Origin of the sequence: Cellvibrio sp. UBA7671 (genome assembly GCA_002483145.1) — a bacterium.
Taxonomy (GTDB): Bacteria; Pseudomonadota; Gammaproteobacteria; order Pseudomonadales; family Cellvibrionaceae; genus Cellvibrio; species Cellvibrio fibrivorans.
The window spans coordinates 292,052-310,946 of record DLHJ01000004.1; the positions used below are offsets into that span (position 1 = coordinate 292,052).

Below are 18,895 nucleotides of genomic sequence, written 5' to 3' on the forward strand. Positions count from 1 at the left end.
TCAGGGCCTTTGTTTTTATGGTTTCGGGTTCACAAAAGTGCAGGACAGCACTTTTGCACAGCCGCAGGCTGCCCAGAAGGGGGAGGCACATGGATGTGCCGAATGAAATCCCTCATTGCAGCAGGATCGTTGAAGTTTTTAGCGCGGAAAACTTTCACATAGCCGAACAAATACTTTCAATTGGACGAATAAAAACTTTCATTTGGACGAACGTTTACTTACACTTGGCCGAACCCATAACACCTTGGCGGATAAAGTAAAAACAAATGGATACGCTGCTCTATCACAGATTTACAGAAGAAAGATTGCGCGAATCACTGCATGACACTCCTGTGATATTGATACATGGCGCCCGCCAATGTGGGAAAACCACCTTGGCTCAAGCAATTGGTTCAGAGTTGGGATATCACTACATCACTTTCGACGATACCAACCAATTGCAAGCCGCTAAAACTGATCCGATTGGCTTTGTACAAAGCCTGCCAGAACACAGCATATTGGATGAAATACAGCGTGTGCCGGAGCTGTTCACTGCAATAAAAGCGAGCATTGACCAGAATCGCAAACCTGGGCGATTTATTCTTACTGGGTCAGCTAATGTACTACTGCTACCGCAATTATCTGATTCGCTCGCTGGCCGCATGGAAATTATTCACTTGCGTCCTTTGGCCCAAATTGAAATAGCACAACAAAAACCAACCTTCCTACAAAACATGTTCAATGCCGATTTCGGTTTATCGTCCAATAAAAATAATTACATTCGTTTGGGTGAATCGCTGGCCGACGTGATTACTAAGGGTGGTTACCCCGCCGCCATAGTACGCGCAACAGAGAAACGGCGCAGCGCTTGGTATAAAGATTACATCAGCACTATTATTCAACGCGACGTGCAAGATATAGCAAGCATTCGCAACCTGGATATTTTGCCAAAGCTCTTGTCTTTAGCCGCAAGCCAAACGGCGAGATTATTTAACTCTGCTGATTTGGCCTCGCCTTTTTCGTTGAGTCGCCCAACCATTAGGGAATATTTGGCGGTACTGGAACAAATATTTTTGATCGAGCAATTGCAACCCTGGCATAACAACCTGCTTAGCCGCTTGATCAAAACGCCCAAAATGCATATGACCGATACCGGTTTAGCCTGTGCGTTACTCGGTGTTAATAGCAACGCACTTTGGCAAGACAAAATCTTACTCGGGCAATTGCTAGAGACATTCATATATCAAGAGTTACGCAAACACGCCGACTGGCACGATGAGGATATAAAGTTCTTTCACTTTCGCAATAAAGACAAAGTAGAAGTGGACATTATTATTGAACAAGGCCGTAGATTGGCTGGTATAGAAATAAAAGCCGCTGCTACTGTTACTCAAGCTGACTTTAAAGGATTAAATAAATTAAAGGATGCATGCGGCGGTCAGTTTGCGGCAGGCGTTGTGTTTTATGATGGTGAAAATATATTGCCGTTTGGTGAAAAATTATTTGCTGTGCCTATTTCATATTTGACGCAAGGGAACCGTAATGGATAAAAAAGAAAAACAAGAGCTCAGTGAACTAGATATTTGTGATCTATTCATTACGCCAGCCGTTATTAATGCGGGCTGGGATCAGCTGACACAAATTCGTCGCAACGTGACGCTAACGCCTGGTCCAGTTATTGTTCGTGGAAACTTGTCGTCACGAAATAAGAAGAAGAAATTCGCAGACTATGTGCTGCAATGGGAAAAGGGCGTTCCTATCGCTGTCATTGAAGCAAAGTGCAACAACCACACTGCCAGCCATGGAATGCAGCAAGCGCTTGGCTATAGCGAAATATTAGAAATACCGAGCACTTTCAGCTCTAACGGTGATGCATTTGCATCACATAATAAAGTGCCGGAGCCACATGAAGAGATAGAGACCGAATTCTCAATGGACGAGTTCCCCTCACCACAAGTAATTTGGCAGCGCTATAAAACGTTTCGCAACATTGCAGACGAAGACGAAAAATTGGTAGCAGAACCCTATCATGAAGATGGCACAGATAGAGAGCCCCGCTACTATCAAGCAGAAGCCATCAACAGAATCATTGAACGAATTGCAAAAGGTGATAAACGCTTACTGCTTGTAATGGCAACAGGAACAGGCAAAACCTATACAACGTTTCAGATTATTTGGCGCCTATGGAAAGCAAAAAAGGTCAAACGCATTCTTTTCTTGGTGGATCGAAATATTTTAGCAGACCAAACACTGATGAATGATTTCAAACCATTCGGTTCAGTAATGACGAAAATTAAAAACCGTAAAATAGACCCTTCTTATGAGATCTATCTAGGGCTGTACCAAGCACTTATCAGCCAACTCTAAATACATTGTGTAAACCTCAGGAATACCATGCCCCACACATTAATCACACAAGCCGCCGATTACATCCAACAAGCCGACGCGCTTATCATCGCTGCTGGTGCAGGAATGGGTGTTGATTCAGGTTTGCCGGATTTTCGTGGCAATGAAGGATTTTGGAAGGCCTACCCTGCCCTTGCAAAAGCGAAAATGGATTTTGCGCAGACGGCATCGCCCGATACCTTTGTGCGCGATTTGAAATTGGCCTGGGGTTTTTATGGGCATAGGCTCACGCTCTATCGCAATACGGTTCCCCATGAAGGTTTTGCGATTTTGAAACGCTGGGGCGAAAGCAAAGCCAAGGGTTATTCGGTGTTTACCAGCAATGTGGATGGGCAATTTCAACAGGCGGGTTTTGCGGCGGATAATATTTATGAATGCCACGGCTCGATTCATCACCTGCAGTGCCTTGAGCCCTGCTCCGCTTCTATTTGGAGTTCGGATGCGTTTTTGCCTGAAATCGATAATGAAAAATGCCAGCTAGTTAATAAGCCGCCGCTATGCCCCTACTGCAACCGAATTGCGCGACCCAATATTTTAATGTTTGGTGATTGGGGTTGGATTAGCGATAGATCGGATCAGCAAGCCGAGCAATTAGAACTCTGGTTGCAGCGCTGTAACAATCCGGTGGTGATTGAGCTGGGAGCGGGTACACATATCCCGTCGGTGCGCCGTTTTTCTGAACAGGTTGTGAAAAAATTCAATGGCAAATTAATTCGTATTAATCCGCGCGATTATGAAGTTCCCGCAAGTCATGCGATTGGTATTGCCTGCGGCGCCAAGGAGGGATTATTAGCCATTGATCAAGTAATCACTACCAATAATAGTCTCACACTCTAGCCGCCATACGGGAAACCTAATCTCCGCATTCACCATTCTCACCGCCAATATCGCATCCACTACTGAAAAACAGTGAATTTTTGACGTTTCTCTGATCGGTTACTGTGGTCAATTAGCTTTTCCAGTTTTAGGTGTTGTGTTGTGAAGGAAATTGGTAGCTTGGCTCAGTGCTGAATCTTGATTTGAAGCAGTATCTTGTTGTTGCTTCGCAATCACCATATCGCTTTCATAATATTTTTTTTGGGCACATTGCGAATTGTGATTATTCGATGCGTTTTTTTGCTTTTCTATCTTGGCATTGTAGTCCTTTGCCAAGATGGAATATTTTTCAGCCTCCTTCTTATAATCTGCTACCAACTTATTGTGTCGATCAACGCTCTTATTAATATCATCGACTTGTTCTTGGGTTGTTGGTTTTTCATCTGTTTCCAGCAAAATCTTAAGAAATTTAATTTCACTTTCAACTACATTCATCTTTGCCTCTTGCTTTGCAATCGATGGTCGCTCACTCGTCAACTCAGCGTCCAATTTGTCAAGCTCCGTTTCTATGGCCAAGCAATTTTGCAATTGTTCTACCGTTAATGTATTCGCATCATACGTTTTTGGGCCATCCGCCATTTTAATCGCCTGCCCAAGCTTCATACCCTTCGCCCCAGCATGCGATACTGGAAATACAAAAGCGGCAGCCACAGCTAACAACGTCAAGGCACGTTTTACATCATAGGCAATTACCTTCATCCCATTCTCCTCGTAATTTTTTCGAAGCCAGATATACAGTGAATAAACAGAGCCTACCTAAAGACCTGTTACAACTCGCAAACTCAACATGTGCGACCTATGGCAACCTACTCAATTTATTTTTCTGCAATTTTTGGCGGTGGAGCCTGCCCTTCTACTGAATCGAGATTCCCATCAAAACATGCCCAAGCGGGGGCGCTTTTTGTCCAGATATTCATGGTGGGTGAGATTGACGAGGGTTCATCCAAGGTGCCGATTCGAACAACCGTGTATTGTGGCCTTGCGGACGAATTGGCAAACAGGTGCGAACCGCACGCCGGGCAAAAACGACGGCGAATTTGGTTTCCGCTTTCTGCAACACTAACGAATTCACTCAACGCCCCATTTATGGTGAGCGAATCAGTATTCACTATGGCATTCACCGTGCCGTTGGAGGCAATGTGCTGGCAGTCTTTACACCAGCAGACACGCGCGGCGATAGGCTCTCCAGAAAAATAATAACTCGCCGCCCCACAAAGACATCTTCCACTTCGCTCAACCATATAGCCCTCTGTTCTTTTGCATTAAAATAATAAAAACTCAATTAAAGACTATTGCGCCCAAGTATGCCAATCGGAATTACTGGATATTACAGGTCAATCCTGTCCAGCTACAACGGGTAAAACAATGTTAACCGGCCACGCACGCCCCAATAAAAAATCCCCCGCCAACTCTCGTTGACGGGGGATTTTGGAGCTGCAGTAACAGCTATTAATTCACAGGATTAGTACACATCTCGCAAATAACGCTTATCCATATTCAATTTGCGGATGTAGTTAACGGTTTCAGCTTCATCGAATTTTCCGTATTGCTGGATGATATCGCGCAGCGCTTGGTCTACATCTTTGGCCATGCGGCTAGCGTCGCCACAAACGCAGAAATAAGCGCCCTCTTCCAGCCAATTCCAAATTGCCTCGCCTTGTTCGCGCATGCGATCCTGCACGTAAATTTTTTGTGATTGGTCACGTGAGAAAGCGAGGCTTAATTCGGTGAGTACGCCGTCTTTTTGGAATTGCTGTAACTCCTCCTGATAATAAAAATCGGTTGCGGCGTGTTGCTCGCCAAAGAACAACCAGTTTTTACCTTGATCACCGCGTGCCTGGCGCTCTTGTAAAAAGCCACGGAAAGGCGCGACGCCGGTGCCAGGGCCAACCATGATTAATGGAGTATCGCCATTTTCCGGCACATGGAAATGTTTGCTGGGTTGGACGAAGATGGGGATGTCTACACCCTCAGCGCGATCAGCAAGAAACGTGGATGCAACGCCTTTGCGGATTTTTTTGCTGTCGCGGAAGCGCGAGTAGCGCACGGCGGAAACGGTGAGATCAATGCGTGTCGGTTGCGCTTTGCTACTTGATGCGATGGAATATAACCGCGGCTGCATGCGTTTTAACAGCGGGATTAGTTCATCGGCGCTGGCACGAATGGGGAACTCCTGCAAAATGTCCGCGAGTTGGCGCCCGTAAAGCCATTCCTGCAATTCGGTTTTGTGCTCTGCATCGAGCAATTTTTTTAATTCTTTGCTGTTGCTGCGCTGCGCAATAAAATTCAGCGCCTCTAGACTCGGGCGGCAGATTTCATAATTTTCCAGCAGCGCCTGGTGCACAGATTTTTCATGGGTGTCCACCACTACCGGGGCATCGGCATTTAAATTCAGCGCTTGCTCCAACTCAAACACATACTCGGGGCAATTTTTTGGCCAGATGCCGAGCGCATCGCCCGCTTCATAGGTAATACCGGATTCACCCAAATCAAAACCGAATTGACGAACATCTTTACTTGAGCCCTCCGCATTCAAACGTTTGTTCACAATCAAACGCGAGCCATAAGGATTGGCTTTGGTGTGGGCCGCAGATGAGGTTGTAGTGGCAGTCATTGATGATGGCTGGTTCGCAGCAGAGGCTTTTATGTCTGACGTTAGGGGTGCTAGTTGCTCCTTGAGCTTAGCAAACCATTCACCTGCCGGCACCTCAAAATCGGTATCACAATCTACACGCCCAACTAATGCTTTGGCACCCAGGGTTTGTAAGCGCGCAAACAATTTTTTGCCGTGGCCACAGAATTGGTCGTAATTGGAATCGCCCAATGCAAGCAATGCGAATTGCAATTCGTTTAGTTCTGGCGCTGCGTCGCTGTTTAATTGGCTCCAGAAATCGCCGCCGTTATCGGGCGCGTCGCCATCGCCAAAGGTGCTGGTGACAAATACCACCAATTTATTTTTTGCTAATTTCTCAACGGTGTAGTCATTCATGGAATGGAAATTAACAGCCCACCCCTGCGCTGTTAATTGCTGTGCAAATTTTTCGGCAAGGGCCTCTGCATTGCCGGTTTGCGATGCCCAGAGCATCACCAACTCGGGTTTAGCCTGTGCAGGCGCAGCCACAGATGCGACACCAACAGGGAGCACACGGCTGAACATACCGGCGAGTAAACCATTTACCCAGGTGCGATGATTGGGATTAATAGGTGCATCGGCAGGCAGTGCGGGCACAGCGGAAATTAATTTTGCAGTGGCTTGCAGGCCGCTGATATAACCGCCCAGATAAGTGCGCTCGGCTTCAGAGAAATTGGGCGCTACTGCTTCTACTACGCCGATTTTTTCAGCGAAGGTTTTAATCAGGGTCATGCTGGTTTCCTCAGCCACGGCGGCGAAGGCCATAGGGCTGGTGTAATCATAGTCGTGCGCAGCAGAATTTTCGGCAGAAACCGCCTCCTCCACAAATACGTCGACACGCTTAAGCGCGACGGCGGCGATTTTTAGTTCTGGCTGCTGCGAGATCGCATCGATTTTATCGCTGGTCACTGCATTGATGCACAGGTTATCGCCATAGACATCATTCCAGTGGATGGGCGCAAAACAGCAGCCAGGTTGCACGCGATCAGTCACCACCGCAGGTAAAATGGCGTAGCCACGGCGCGAACGAATCTCCACTTTGTCTTTATTTTTGATGCCTAATTCAGCCGCATCTTGCGGATGAATTTCCACAAAGGTACCGGGATTTAATTTATTGAGCGTGGCAATTTTTCCGGTTTTGGTCAGGGTGTGCCACTGGTGTTGCACTCGGCCGGTATTTAACACCATTGGGAATTCGGCATCAGGCATCTCAGCCGGATTTACGTGGGGGCGCGCATGAAAAATGGCTTTGCCGGAGTCAGTTGCAAATTGCAGTAAAGGCGCGCTGCCATCATCCATTAACTTTAATGGTTGGTTGATGCCGGTATTTAAATAGCGGATCGGATTGCGCGTAGAGGTTTCATCGGCGCACGGCCACTGCAGTGGCGATTCGCGTAAACGTGTGTAATTAACACCGCGCAGATCGTAACCGGTTTTGGGGTTATAGCTTTGTTTGATTTCTTCAAATACTTCGGCGGCAGAATTAAAACTGAATCCGTCACTAAAACCCATTTCGCAGGCGACGCGTGCAATAATTTCCCAATCGGCCATGGCTTCACCGGGTGGATTCACAGCTTCTTGCATGAGCGTGATATTGCGCTCGGAGTTGATCATTACGCCTTCCGCTTCTGCCCATAAAGCGCCGGGCAATAAAATATCGGCGTAGCGATTGGTTTCGGTATCGAGGAACGCATCCTGTGCGATGACCAATTCTGCTTTTTGCAGACCTTCAATAACGATTTTACGATTGGGGACAGACGCGACCGGATTAGTGCAAATTACCCAGCAAGCTTTTACTTCGCCCGCAGCCATGCGCTCAAATAAATCAACGGTGCCTTTGCCGAGTTTGGTACTGATGCTGCCAGGCGCAACGCCCCACAAGTTTTCGATAAAGTCGCGATCTTTTTCTACTAGCAATGTGCGCTGCCCCGGTAAGCCTGGGCCCATATAACCCATCTCGCGCCCGCCCATCGCATTGGGTTGGCCGGTGAGTGAAAAAGGGCCGCTGCCGAGGCGACAAATTTTTCCCGTCGCCAAATGCAAATTACAAATCGCATTCGTGTTCCAGGTACCGTGGGTACTTTGATTTAAACCCATGGTCCAGCAGGTCATAAACTCGGGCGCATTGCCGATCATGTCGGCAGTTCTAATCAACGACTCGATTGAAAGACCGGTAATTTCGCTCACATTTTCGGGTGTGTAATCCGCTAAAAATTCCGGAAAATTTTCCCAGCCTTGGGTGTACTGTGAAATAAATTCTGCATCGGTTTTGCCATTTTTATGTAGCAAAAATAACAGGCAGTTTAAAAATGCGAGATCAGTGCCGGGCTTGATCGGTAAATACAGGTCCGCTTTGTCCGCGGTTGTAGTGCGGCGCGGATCGACCACAATTAATTTCGCACCGGCTTTGACGCGATCCATCATGCGCAAATACAAAATCGGATGGCAGTCCGCCATGTTCGCACCGATCACCAAAAACAAATCGCAGTGATCAAAATCCTGATAGGAACCGGGCGGTGCATCGGAGCCGAGCGAGAGCTTGTACCCCGCACCGGCACTCGCCATACACAGGCGCGAGTTAGATTCGATATTGTTGGTGCGCAAGAAACCTTTGGCGAGTTTGTTGGCGAGGTACTGGGATTCAATCGACATCTGCCCCGAGACATAAAAACTGATGGCATCGGGGCCGTGGGTATCCAGAATCTCGCGCAGGCGTTTGGCGGTAGTACTGATAGCCTGCGCCATGGATGTCTTTACTGGATCACGATTCCGCTCGCTGCGCACAAAGGCAGATTCCATACGGCCGGAGTTGGTGAGCGCCTGTGCGCTGGTTTGGCCTTTGGTACAGAGGCGGCCAAAATTGGAGGGATGGTTTTTATCACCCGTGACTTTGATGATTTTTTCGCCGTCAGTTTCCAGCACCATGCCGCAGCCTACACCGCAGTAGGGGCATACTGAACGCACGGATTTACTATCGTTTTTAAGAACGGATTCAGACATAGACTCGCAACTCCTCATTGGGAGGGGTTTAGCAAGCGCTATGCCAGTGGCAAACCACAGTCGCGAAAACTGCTTAAGCCATTGATATTGTTTAACTAATTTGCTTTTTTTTCAAAAAAAGTCTTTTTGCAGTTGGCGATAGAAGCCACCCAGTATTTTTTTTGCCTCATCTAAATGCAATTTTTTACTTATCGGGCACATTTTTGTTTTTTATTGGTGCACACGAAATAACTAACCGCTTCCGCTACCTATTGGCCACCCAATGTTTTTGCACCAAAATAAAACAATTTTCAGGTTTTAAATTGCCCCACCAATTGCTGCAACTCGGCACCGACGCTGGCCAACTCATCGCCAGATTGGTGTGAGCGCGCAGCATAGCGACCTGCGGACTCGGTGGCATCGGCAATCACATGCATGCTGTGGTTAATCGATTCGATCACTTGTGTCTGCTGCTCGGCAGCGGTAGCAATTTGCAACCCGCGCTGACTGATGGTACTAACTTGTTGATCGATAGCACTGAGCGCTTCCGAGGTGGCACAGACCATCTGCACCGAGACATCGCCTTTAACCAGACTGCGCTTAATCGACTCGCTTGCACCAGTAGTACTGGCCTGCAGGCGTTGAATCATGCCCTGAATCTCCTGAGTTGACGCTTGGGTGCGCGCCGCCAGCGCCCGCACTTCGTCCGCCACTACCGCAAAACCACGCCCCTGTTCGCCAGCGCGGGCGGCTTCAATGGAGGCATTGAGAGCAAGCAGATTGGTTTGCTCCGCAATACCGCGAATGACATCGGACACAGCACCAATGCCGTTTACATCCTGCTGCAACTGCTGCAAACCGTCGGTATTGAGCTTGACCTCTGAGGAGAGCGCTTGAATGTTATCGATGGATTTGGCGACGGTAGATTGTGCGTCTTTGGTTGTGCACTCAGCGAGATTGGCGGCAGTGGCGGCATCTTGCGTGCTGCGAGCCACTTCGACCGCCGATGCCGCCATTTCATTAATGGCACTGGCGACCTGCAGAGTTTGCTCGCGCTGCTGTTCGAGGGTTTGGTAGGTGGCGTTGGTATCTTGCGATACTTGCTTGCTAATACTGGCTACCTGCAGGGTGAGCTGCTGGATACGTTGGATCATCCCGTGGATGGAATCAACAAAACTGTTAAACGCCGAAATAACCGCACCTATTTCATCGTTGCTTGTACGTGTCAGACGACGAGTCAAATCGCCACCACCACGCGCTATATCTTCCAGGCTGCGCACCAACCCATTGAGTGGAGCCAGCGTTTTATTGGCGATATATATCGCGAGCAGTGCAATCGCACCAAGCAATACCAGCGCCGCCACAAAAACCCACATCAATGTCGCGGTGATGTGTTCATCCGCCACTGCCCGTGCCGACGCGACCGCATTATCGATACTATCGATATAAAACCCGGTTCCCAGCATCAGATCCCACTTGTCGAGCCAAATGGCATAGCTGAGTTTTGGATAGGCGGTTTCGCCCTTGCCTAAACGTGGAAAATGGTAGGTGACAAAACCGCCGCCAGTCTTCCCCTGCTTGACCAGCTCATTGATTAGGAAGACGCCATTAACGTCTTTGTAGTCGCGGAAGCTGTCGCCAATACGCGCAGTGTCGCTGCCGGAAAAAACACGCACTGAGCTGCCATCGTAGCCAAAAAAGTAGCCATCTTTACCGTATTTCAGTTGTTTCAACAGCGCGATGGCTTGCGTTTTTTCCGTGGACTCACCGCTGGGCGCAACTTCATAAAGTGGCTTAATCAGTGAACTGGCGATATCCAGCGAATTGCGCAATTCGGTCTTGTGCGCGTTGAGCAGAGTGTCACGCAATATATCCATATCCTTTTCGACAATGCTCTGCATGCGGGCACTGACCAATGCCAGAAGGACGACCAAAATCGCAATACCCGGCATTAATCCGAGCAAAATCAGTTTATATCTCATCGACATGGAGCCCATGTGCGACCCTCCCGTTAGTCTTTATTGTGATTTATGTAGTGGACATTGGCGTCATATTGTTATGTTGACTAATTCTAACCGGTCTCAACTGAACGGCTAGTTATTCAGACGAAAAGATCTAAAATCGTCTATATTCAATTACATAGTTATAACGGGATTAGCAGACGGCATTCGAATGACCAACGAGCCACCGATTAAACATCTACTTGAAAAGCTCATAGTGCCAAAGCAGGATTTGGCGCAACTGGGTTTTTGCGGCGGCAGTAAAGAGGCGCAGGTCAAACTCTGGCTGCAAAGCCTGCCTCTGACACAGGCGCAACAAGTCAGCGCCCAGCTTTATACCGCCGTCCACGAAATCAGCCGTTTGCGCACCAACAGTGAAAACCGCCTCGCGATTCTGGAGTTGTTGCGCGTCCCGGTGCACCAGACACTGAGCGGCTTGGCGCTGAAGTATTTGAACCAGCCGCTGATTCTGCCGGAGGCCGCACTCAAAACAGCCACTGTCGCCCAGGCGATTCAGAAACACTTCCTCAACAGTTATCTCGCCGTAGTGCGGGAGCTGTGTGTATCACCAGCGACAAAAGACCAGCAAGGATTACAAGCCCTGTGCATCCAACGTGCGCTTACTGCGCTGGGACTATTGCTACTGCGCTCTTATCAGCTCTATTTACCTATCGCCAGCCAAATTTGGGCCGAGGTGCATGCACTTTATCAACTGGCTTGCGCACTGGAGTTGGAGCAGCTGCCAGTTGAGGACAAACTGCCCCACAACCAAGGGCTGAAGACCATTCACAACGTCTATTTGCGCATACTCCTGCTCGCGACTGCGAGACCCAATCAACTGAGGCAGGAAGAGATTGAAAGTACCTATAACTTGCTAGAACTACTGGCACCTATTGCCGAGCTGGATACATACAATCCGGGAGGTAAGGAAAACCTGTTTGTTGTACTTACCAACAGCAATCGCCCACCTTTCTATAAGTCGCATTGGCGCCCGGCCAGTAACCCGGGTGCAGAGCCGCCGCTGGAAATACGCACCAGTCATCTGGTGAATAAACTTCAGGAGCAGCAGAAGGTAGGCAATGAAGGGGTAGATGCCAGCGTCAGCCAGCGCAACCAGCTCAATTTGTCGGCAGCATTGACCAAACACCTGGCACAGGCCTGGAGCCACTTAGCGTTGCGCAGCTTTGAGCGGCAGGATGTCAGTGCCGAAATTGAAGTTACCGTCGGTCTCACCAATGTCCATTTTTATCTAGCCGGTGAGCAGCCATTTAATCTGTTTTTAAACCAAAGCAGTGCCGTGGCGGGTTCGCCCGAAAAAGGCGCTATCTACCAAAAACGTGGTGTTCAACTTAAAGACGACAAAGCGAAAAAAGAAGACGATCCCTGGGGCGACGCTTTTGATATTGTCGGAACGCCATTTGATGGGCGCGCACTACCGACCTTCAATATTGAAAAGAGCATCAAGTCGCAGGAGAAGGTGAATTATCAGGGACAGCACCCGGTTTACACGGTGCCGCTGATGGATCGCAGCCCCGGTGGCTACGGCTTGGAGTGGCGCAATGAAATTCCGGTGCAAGTCCGCGCCGGAGAACTGCTTGGACTACGCGAGTATGGCCGCAATAAATGGTCGATTGGCGTGGTGCGCTGGGCGCATCAGATCAAGGGGGCGACGCAATTGGGTATCCAGATTATTGCCCCACACGCCGTCCCCGTGGGCTTGGCCGCCGTCCACAAAACCGGCGGTTTTGCCGAATACTTACGCGCGCTGCAAATTCCGGAGTTACGCGCCGTCAACCAGCCTCCCAGCCTGATTACCAACGCCATTTCATTTCACGAACACAGTAAGGCTCGCCTGTATACCCAAAGCCAGGCTGGCGTGAGCAATGAGGGCGATAAATCGATCCAGCTAACCCAGCGGTTGTTCGCCACTGGCGCCTTTAGCCAGTTTGGTTTTCGCGAACTAGCCACCGCCAAGCCCGAAGCCAAAACCAGTAAGGATGATTTCGATTCAGTGTGGGAATAAATCGCCCAGACTTTATCCAGCTAATTGCGAACTAATCCACAAAAGCCACGACCAGATCGCATAAATAGCATGACAAGTTGAGCGACCCACTGAATTCAGTAATATAGCCCCAACAAGGAACCTTCTGCGACGAGCATCCTTCACCAAGGCAAGCAATTGGCGACACAAGGTAGAGTTTTTGGACTTACTGGTAAGCCAGCCTTATGCAAAATGGCAAAAAAAGCCCAGGGTTCGATACAACAAACACTCAAACGAACTCGTGCGCCCAAAAACGCGCTATAGTCAAAAACGAGCGAAGCCCTGACCATCGCCTGACTAGATAGAAGATATATGACCACTACCGACACTATCCGACTCCTGATTCTGAATAATCAGCGCTCAGAAGCCGAACGCTTGATCAGTATGCTGCACGCCTCCGGCCATCCCTGCCGAGCGCAACATGTCGAGAGCGAGGAAGCGCTCGTCAAACTCCTGCAAGAACAAAGTTGGGATTTGCTGATTGGCAATAACGACACCACTGCGCCTACCCCGCAAGCGGCGATCAAACAAATCCGCCGCCTCAATAAAGATGTTCCGGTAATCCTGCTCTATGAAGTAGATGAAGACGACAGCCCTTTTGCCGTAGTCGAAGGTCTGCGTATGGGCGCCACAGATGTGGTTAATCTGGATGACGACCAACATCTATTGTTAGTAATTGACCGCGAACTGGGCAACCGCGAACAGCGCCAGGCGCGCCGCAATACCGACCGTCGTTTTCGCGAAGCCGAGCGCCGCAGCCAACAATTGCTCGACAGCTCGCGCGATGCCATCGCCTTTATCCAGGACGGCCTCTATCTGTACGCAAACGAATCCTTTGCCGAGCTATTTGGCTATCAAAACAGGGATGACATTGAAGCCATGCCAATTATGGATATGGTGAGCGATAAAGATCAGGCGCGCCTGAAAAACTTCCTGAAAGACTTCACCTTTAAGGGTGATGAGGCTGAATCAAGCAGCCTTGGTTTTACCGGTATTACCCAAGATGGGAAAGAAGCCCAAATAGATTTGGAAGTATCTCTGGTTACCTACGACGAAGAGCCCTGCATCCAATTCCTCGCACGGGCGGCCACCGCAACAGCCACGCATGCCAACAATGAAGAACTGGAAGCCCAGCTTAAACAAATCAAATGGCAGGATCTGGTCACGGGCGTCTACAACCGCCAATACATCATCAACCAGCTCGACCACATCATCGACACTGTCGATGAAAAACAGTACTACTGCCTCTTCTACATCGAGTTGGATAAATTCAGCGAGCGGGTGAAAAATACCTTTGGCGTCGCCGGTGCCGATCTGGCGTTAATCGACATAGCAACACTGCTGCGCGCCAAGGCCAATACCAGCGATACTATCGCGCGCCTCGGTGACTCCACCTTCGCGATCATCTCACCCAATGTGAAAGCCGACGCTGCCGTTAACCGCGCCCTGCAACTCTGTAAGGATCTGGAAGCGCACATCATCGAGATCGATCACAAAACCCTGCAAATCACTTGCAGCATCGGTATCTCGTTGATCAACGAAACCACTACCAGCACCAATACAGTGATCGAACAAGCGCGCAGCGCGATGGATAAAGTGCAGGCCAAAGACGGCAACAGCGCTATGCTGTTTGAGCCAGAGACACCCAAAAGCGAAATCAAAATCGATATCGCGACTGCGATCCAACAGGCATTGGCCAACGACCGCTTTCGCCTGTTATTCCAACCGATCATCAGCCTGCGCGGCTCCGATGAGGAATACTACGAAGTCTATTTGCGCATGGTGGATGAAAACGGCAATGAGATATCACCCAATCACTTTTTGGAGGCGGCATCCACCATGAGCGCCGCTACCAAAATTGATCGCTGGGTAATTCTGGAATCGATCAAAATGCTCTCGCAGCACCGCGCCAAAGGCAACAAAACCAAACTGATCGTCAATATCGGCCGCCAATCCCTGTGCGATGAATCGCTGATCTCCTGGCTTGCAGTCGCCTTCAAGGCAGCGAAGCTCACCGCCGATTCCATTGTGTTTCAGGCGCAGGAAATTGATGTCACTAATCATTTGAATGCGGCGAAGAATTTTGCTGAGGGATTGGAAAAACTCAAAACCAGTTTTGCGATCAGCAATTTTGGCTGTTCACTCAACCCGTTCAATACGCTTTCCCATGTGCCCGCGAACATGATTAAAATTGATGGGTCCTTCACCACCGATATCCAAAACAATAACGAAAGCCCCGAGACGCTGATCCAACTGATTGAGAAGCTCAATGGCGAAAGCAAGATTACTCTGGTGCCATTTGTAGAGAATGCGAGCGTACTTTCCACGCTCTGGCAAGCGGGCGCTCATTACATCCAGGGGCATTATTTGCAGGAGCCAAGCCAGGGCATGACTTACGATTTCAATATGGAGTCGTAAACTGGAGTTACCAGTCTTTTTTAATAAGACGAAAAAACCGGAGCCATGCACTCCGGTTTTTTATTTTGCTGCGCACAAAGTTTATACTCTTAACACACCACGAAAGCCGCGCACCGCATAATAAGATTGCGCACCATTGTGATAGATAAAAACAGTATCGTAGCGGCGATCCGCAAATAGCGCGCCCCCCAATTTTCTTATGCTCGCCGGTGTTTGTATCCAGCTCGATGTTTTCAAATCAAACTCTCCCAATTGTTGCAAATCACGATATTGTTCCTCTGTCAACAACTCGATACCCATTGCGGCTGCCATATCCAGCGCATTATTTTCTGGTTTATGTTCTTTGCGCGATTCCAAACCATCGCGGTCATAACATACACTTCGGCGGCCTTTGGGTGTTTCTGCCGAGCAATCGTAAAAAATAAATTCTCCGGTTTTTTTATCAAAACCGACCACATCCGGCTCGCCACCGGTCGCCTCCATTTCATTTAGCGACGCTAACTTTTTAGCATCATCCTCCAGCTTTGCTTGCACCTTAGTCCAATCAAGGCCTTTATGGCGATTCATATTTTTTTCAAAGCGGGATTGCAACACCGTGAGCAATGCTGCGTATTTATTTTCAACCATTCTTTTTAGCCTTTATTTTTTAATTTTATTTATGGGTTTGATATGGCAACGATAACGCCAGCCCATCAGCAGTAGCGCGAGCGCTATTAACCCGAGCGAATCGGGCTCATCTACCAACGAACCGCGTACCTGCATATCGAAACTGGTAATATTTCCATATATATTGGCATCGTAATCGTAAAAATCCCCAGGATATCTATCACCATCGCGGGTACCGTAATCCAAAAGACGCATTTCACCCAATGAAGATCCATTTGTTGCCACAACGGAAATATCTTGCACCAAATCCAAGTCCGAAAAATAGTCCATAGTGGTAGAATAAAAATTGATATCGATTAATCGGTTTTCGGAACGCGGATTAACAGCGCTATATAAATTATAAGTTGTCATATTGAAATAACTAAAATTATCACCGCGAAAAATATTGATCATATTTCTAAAGTGCGTCAACGGAAACTCGCTGGAGGTGGTAGAGCTATAACTCTCATTACCCACATGTACAACGATTCCCATAGAAGACAAACCAAAATCGTATTCCCGGAAGGAATCCTGAGCATAAGTAGGAGGGAAATTATTTTCATCAAACTCATACCAGAAATCCGCATGATAAGACTGTCCCACAACAGCGACATCAAAAAAGGCACCGTCAGATCTGTTGCCCTCTGTGAATACATCAGTAATAACCCCGCTGACTTTACCTTCAATTATGATGGCATTGGCAGGATGTGAAAGCAGCGAGAAAAGAATAATCAACGTTGCGACAGGAATAACCAAGTTTTGATTAAACCAAACATGACATTTATCAGTTAGCATCATCATCTCCTTGTACATAACAGTAAGTTGCTAAAAAAATTCGCCTTTAGCCACAGGGGAAAAGGGGTTATAACACGGCGCTATCATGATGAACAATGTGGGTTTTGTTCTACGGGAGATTTTTTTCATATCTTATTCGCACGACAACTTATCGTCGCAGAATATTATCTATAGAGGATATCACCAGAGGTAAGATAGAACTCGTAGGCTTTTATATCGCCAACTGATTTGCCTGCACCCACCCTGCACAAATCTTCTTATCCGAATAAATCAGATTTTTGGTAGAAATGAGAACTAATGATTGGAACGCCATTGGCAGTCCGCGTAAATTAGCAACTGTTAGCCAGAGACTGATCGCCAAGCGAATCCACTAGCGCAATGCTGCAGGGTGGCATAGATGCGAAACCTGTCACACTCAATGTGTGCCAAGTAGCAGAATGCAGAGCTTGACCATACAGACAACTGTCATACTGAGCCGCCACTATAGTGCGGTAAAGGCAGACGCCATTTGCGAAACTGTCATTATAAAAACAACAAAATCCAACTAAAAACACTCGGCAATAACATCACGCAAACCAGGGTCGACTTCCCCCTGAGGTTTTCGGTCAAAAAAATTGTTGTAGCAACACATCTCACCAGTGCCGTTGATTCGCGAACCAACAGCTGACTGGATATGAGACGGCTTTTGTTCGCGCTAAAAAAAACCAAAATCAACTATTAATACCATGGAAGTGCTATGAAAACTCTCCTCGTCTATGCGCATTTACTTGCTGCTTGTGTCTCCGTAGGGATCTTACTCATCCAGGATTCTGCTCTGGCAAAATCGCGCGGCAAGGCTTTGTCGGCGAGCGCCATTAAAGACCTGACCAAATCTGCAGAAGTCATGTTTGTCGCATTGGTTGTGCTCTGGATTACCGGACTTGCGCTAGTGCTGCTTGGTTATTTGGAAGATCCCCAACAGTATTTAATGAACGAAAAACTCTGGGCGAAATTTACCGTGGTGTCGGTATTAACGCTCAACGGAATTGCGCTGCACTATTTTAGTTTTCCGCGCGTCACCTCGCGTCGCGGGTTACTGGGTTTGCCCACCATTGAACAAATATTGGTAACGCTCACCGGCGCCATTTCATCTACCTCCTGGCTATTTGCGTGTTATCTCGGCATCGCGCGTCCGTGGAATTACACCGCAAATTACAGCTATGTCATGTTCATTTACGCCGGATTATTAATCGCGGCCATTATTGTTGCCGGAGAAGTCCTGCGCATGATGCGCGCTCCTGAACCGCCATTGCTTACCGAAAAAGTACAACTGCGCGCAGTGCGAAAAATGGAGTGAATTTTTCTACTTTTTCAAAAAAATAACTGTTCAAAGATTTTTTTGTTAGCCGAGCTCGACCATTTTTAACCATAACGATTGTTGATGACCACCGCCGAATTCATTCGGTATTTTTCTCTGAGGAAGACACTATGAGTAGCTTTAAAGCCTCTGCGATTCACCCTCGCACAGCGAGTGCGCTAACCCGCACTCTCTATGCAGCAGGGTTTTCTCTGGCGATATCCGCTCTCTCCACCCAGGCCTACGCCGGATGCCAGTATTTGGTTGCCAGCCAGTGGAATAATGGATTTACCGCCACCATAAAAATAACCAACACCAGCACCAGCGCCATCAACGGCTGGAACGTCAATTGGCAATACGCTGGCGACAATCGCATCACCAGCAGTTGGAACGCTACTCTCGGCGGCACCAACCCCTACACAGCCACCAACCTCAGTTGGAACCGCACTATCCAGCCTAACCAGTCGATCGAATTCGGCGTGCAGGGAACTAAAGGTGCAGCGTCAGCGGAAATACCGGTCATTAACGGTGCAGCCTGTGACAGCGCTGCCAGCAGTAGTGCAGCCGTATCTTCTGCTGCCGCATCCTCCAAACCTGCATCAAGTACGCCGGCCTCCAGTGTGCCGGCCTCCAGCAGCAAGGCGAGCAGCTCATCCGTTGCGAATACTGCCGGTACATGGGGTCTGGACAGCACTGCGTCTTACCTGAACTTCGCCACCACCAAAAACACCCACAACGTAGAAGTGCATAACTTCACCTCGTTGAGTGGCGACATCAGCGCTGCCGGT

13 protein-coding genes are annotated in these 18,895 nt (G+C 48.5%); 7 read left to right on the forward strand and 6 right to left on the reverse strand.

The features are described from left to right. Window positions 1–266: 266 nt before the first annotated feature. The 3 genes from B4E62_RS06290 to B4E62_RS06300 are packed head-to-tail and all read left to right on the forward strand — an operon-like array spanning window position 267 to window position 3,222. Window positions 267–1,529, forward strand: coding sequence for an ATP-binding protein (locus tag B4E62_RS06290; RefSeq protein ID WP_331351501.1), 1,263 nt, complete (start codon window positions 267–269; stop codon window positions 1,527–1,529). Continuing rightward, on the forward strand, window positions 1,522–2,346 hold the full coding sequence (locus B4E62_RS06295) for a DEAD/DEAH box helicase family protein (RefSeq protein WP_331351502.1): 825 nt from the start codon (window positions 1,522–1,524) through the stop codon (window positions 2,344–2,346). Before B4E62_RS06290 ends, B4E62_RS06295 begins: the two co-directional genes overlap by 8 nt. Window positions 2,347–2,373: 27 nt before the next feature. Then, window positions 2,374–3,222 carry an SIR2 family NAD-dependent protein deacylase gene (locus B4E62_RS06300; protein WP_331351503.1) on the forward strand — a complete coding sequence of 283 codons (849 nt, stop codon included), beginning with the start codon at window positions 2,374–2,376 and terminating at the stop codon, window positions 3,220–3,222. 108 nt (window positions 3,223–3,330) lie between these two features. On the opposite strand, the gene B4E62_RS06305 is transcribed toward B4E62_RS06300, so the two are convergent. From B4E62_RS06305 to B4E62_RS06320, 4 genes are all read right to left on the reverse strand, one after another. Beyond that, on the reverse strand, window positions 3,331–3,960 hold the full coding sequence (locus B4E62_RS06305; RefSeq protein ID WP_331351504.1) for a hypothetical protein: 630 nt from the start codon (window positions 3,958–3,960) through the stop codon (window positions 3,331–3,333). A gap of 116 nt (window positions 3,961–4,076) precedes the next feature. Continuing rightward, window positions 4,077–4,502: a GFA family protein gene (locus B4E62_RS06310; protein ID WP_331351505.1), complete on the reverse strand. Its 426-nt coding sequence runs from the start codon at window positions 4,500–4,502 to the stop codon at window positions 4,077–4,079. A 221-nt stretch (window positions 4,503–4,723) separates the two neighbouring features. Beyond that, window positions 4,724–8,893: a bifunctional nitrate reductase/sulfite reductase flavoprotein subunit alpha gene (locus B4E62_RS06315; RefSeq protein ID WP_331351506.1), complete on the reverse strand. Its 4,170-nt coding sequence runs from the start codon at window positions 8,891–8,893 to the stop codon at window positions 4,724–4,726. Window positions 8,894–9,183: 290 nt separating this feature from the next. Continuing rightward, window positions 9,184–10,854: a methyl-accepting chemotaxis protein gene (locus B4E62_RS06320; protein WP_331351507.1), complete on the reverse strand. Its 1,671-nt coding sequence runs from the start codon at window positions 10,852–10,854 to the stop codon at window positions 9,184–9,186. Between the two features lie 190 nt (window positions 10,855–11,044). Between B4E62_RS06320 and B4E62_RS06325 the strand changes: the two genes are divergently transcribed. Further along, window positions 11,045–12,895, forward strand: a complete 1,851-nt coding sequence (locus B4E62_RS06325; RefSeq protein ID WP_331351508.1) for a hypothetical protein — start codon at window positions 11,045–11,047, stop codon at window positions 12,893–12,895. 330 nt (window positions 12,896–13,225) lie between these two features. Next, complete coding sequence (locus B4E62_RS06330) at window positions 13,226–15,331, forward strand: EAL domain-containing response regulator (RefSeq protein WP_310076290.1); 2,106 nt, start codon at window positions 13,226–13,228, stop codon at window positions 15,329–15,331. Between the two features lie 81 nt (window positions 15,332–15,412). Here B4E62_RS06330 and B4E62_RS06335 read toward each other — a convergent pair whose 3' ends face one another. Together B4E62_RS06335 and B4E62_RS06340 are read right to left on the reverse strand one after the other, a co-directional pair. Beyond that, on the reverse strand, window positions 15,413–15,958 hold the full coding sequence (locus B4E62_RS06335; RefSeq protein WP_331351509.1) for a DUF4256 domain-containing protein: 546 nt from the start codon (window positions 15,956–15,958) through the stop codon (window positions 15,413–15,415). 12 nt (window positions 15,959–15,970) lie between these two features. After that, window positions 15,971–16,771: a hypothetical protein gene (locus B4E62_RS06340; protein ID WP_331351510.1), complete on the reverse strand. Its 801-nt coding sequence runs from the start codon at window positions 16,769–16,771 to the stop codon at window positions 15,971–15,973. 736 nt (window positions 16,772–17,507) lie between these two features. On the opposite strand from B4E62_RS06340, the gene B4E62_RS06345 reads away from it, so the two are divergent. Together B4E62_RS06345 and B4E62_RS06350 are read left to right on the forward strand one after the other, a co-directional pair. Next, complete coding sequence (locus B4E62_RS06345) at window positions 17,508–18,107, forward strand: DUF2214 domain-containing protein (protein ID WP_331351511.1); 600 nt, start codon at window positions 17,508–17,510, stop codon at window positions 18,105–18,107. Between the two features lie 131 nt (window positions 18,108–18,238). Then, the coding region (locus B4E62_RS06350) for a cellulose binding domain-containing protein (protein ID WP_331351512.1) at window positions 18,239–18,895 on the forward strand (657 nt) is incomplete at its 3' end.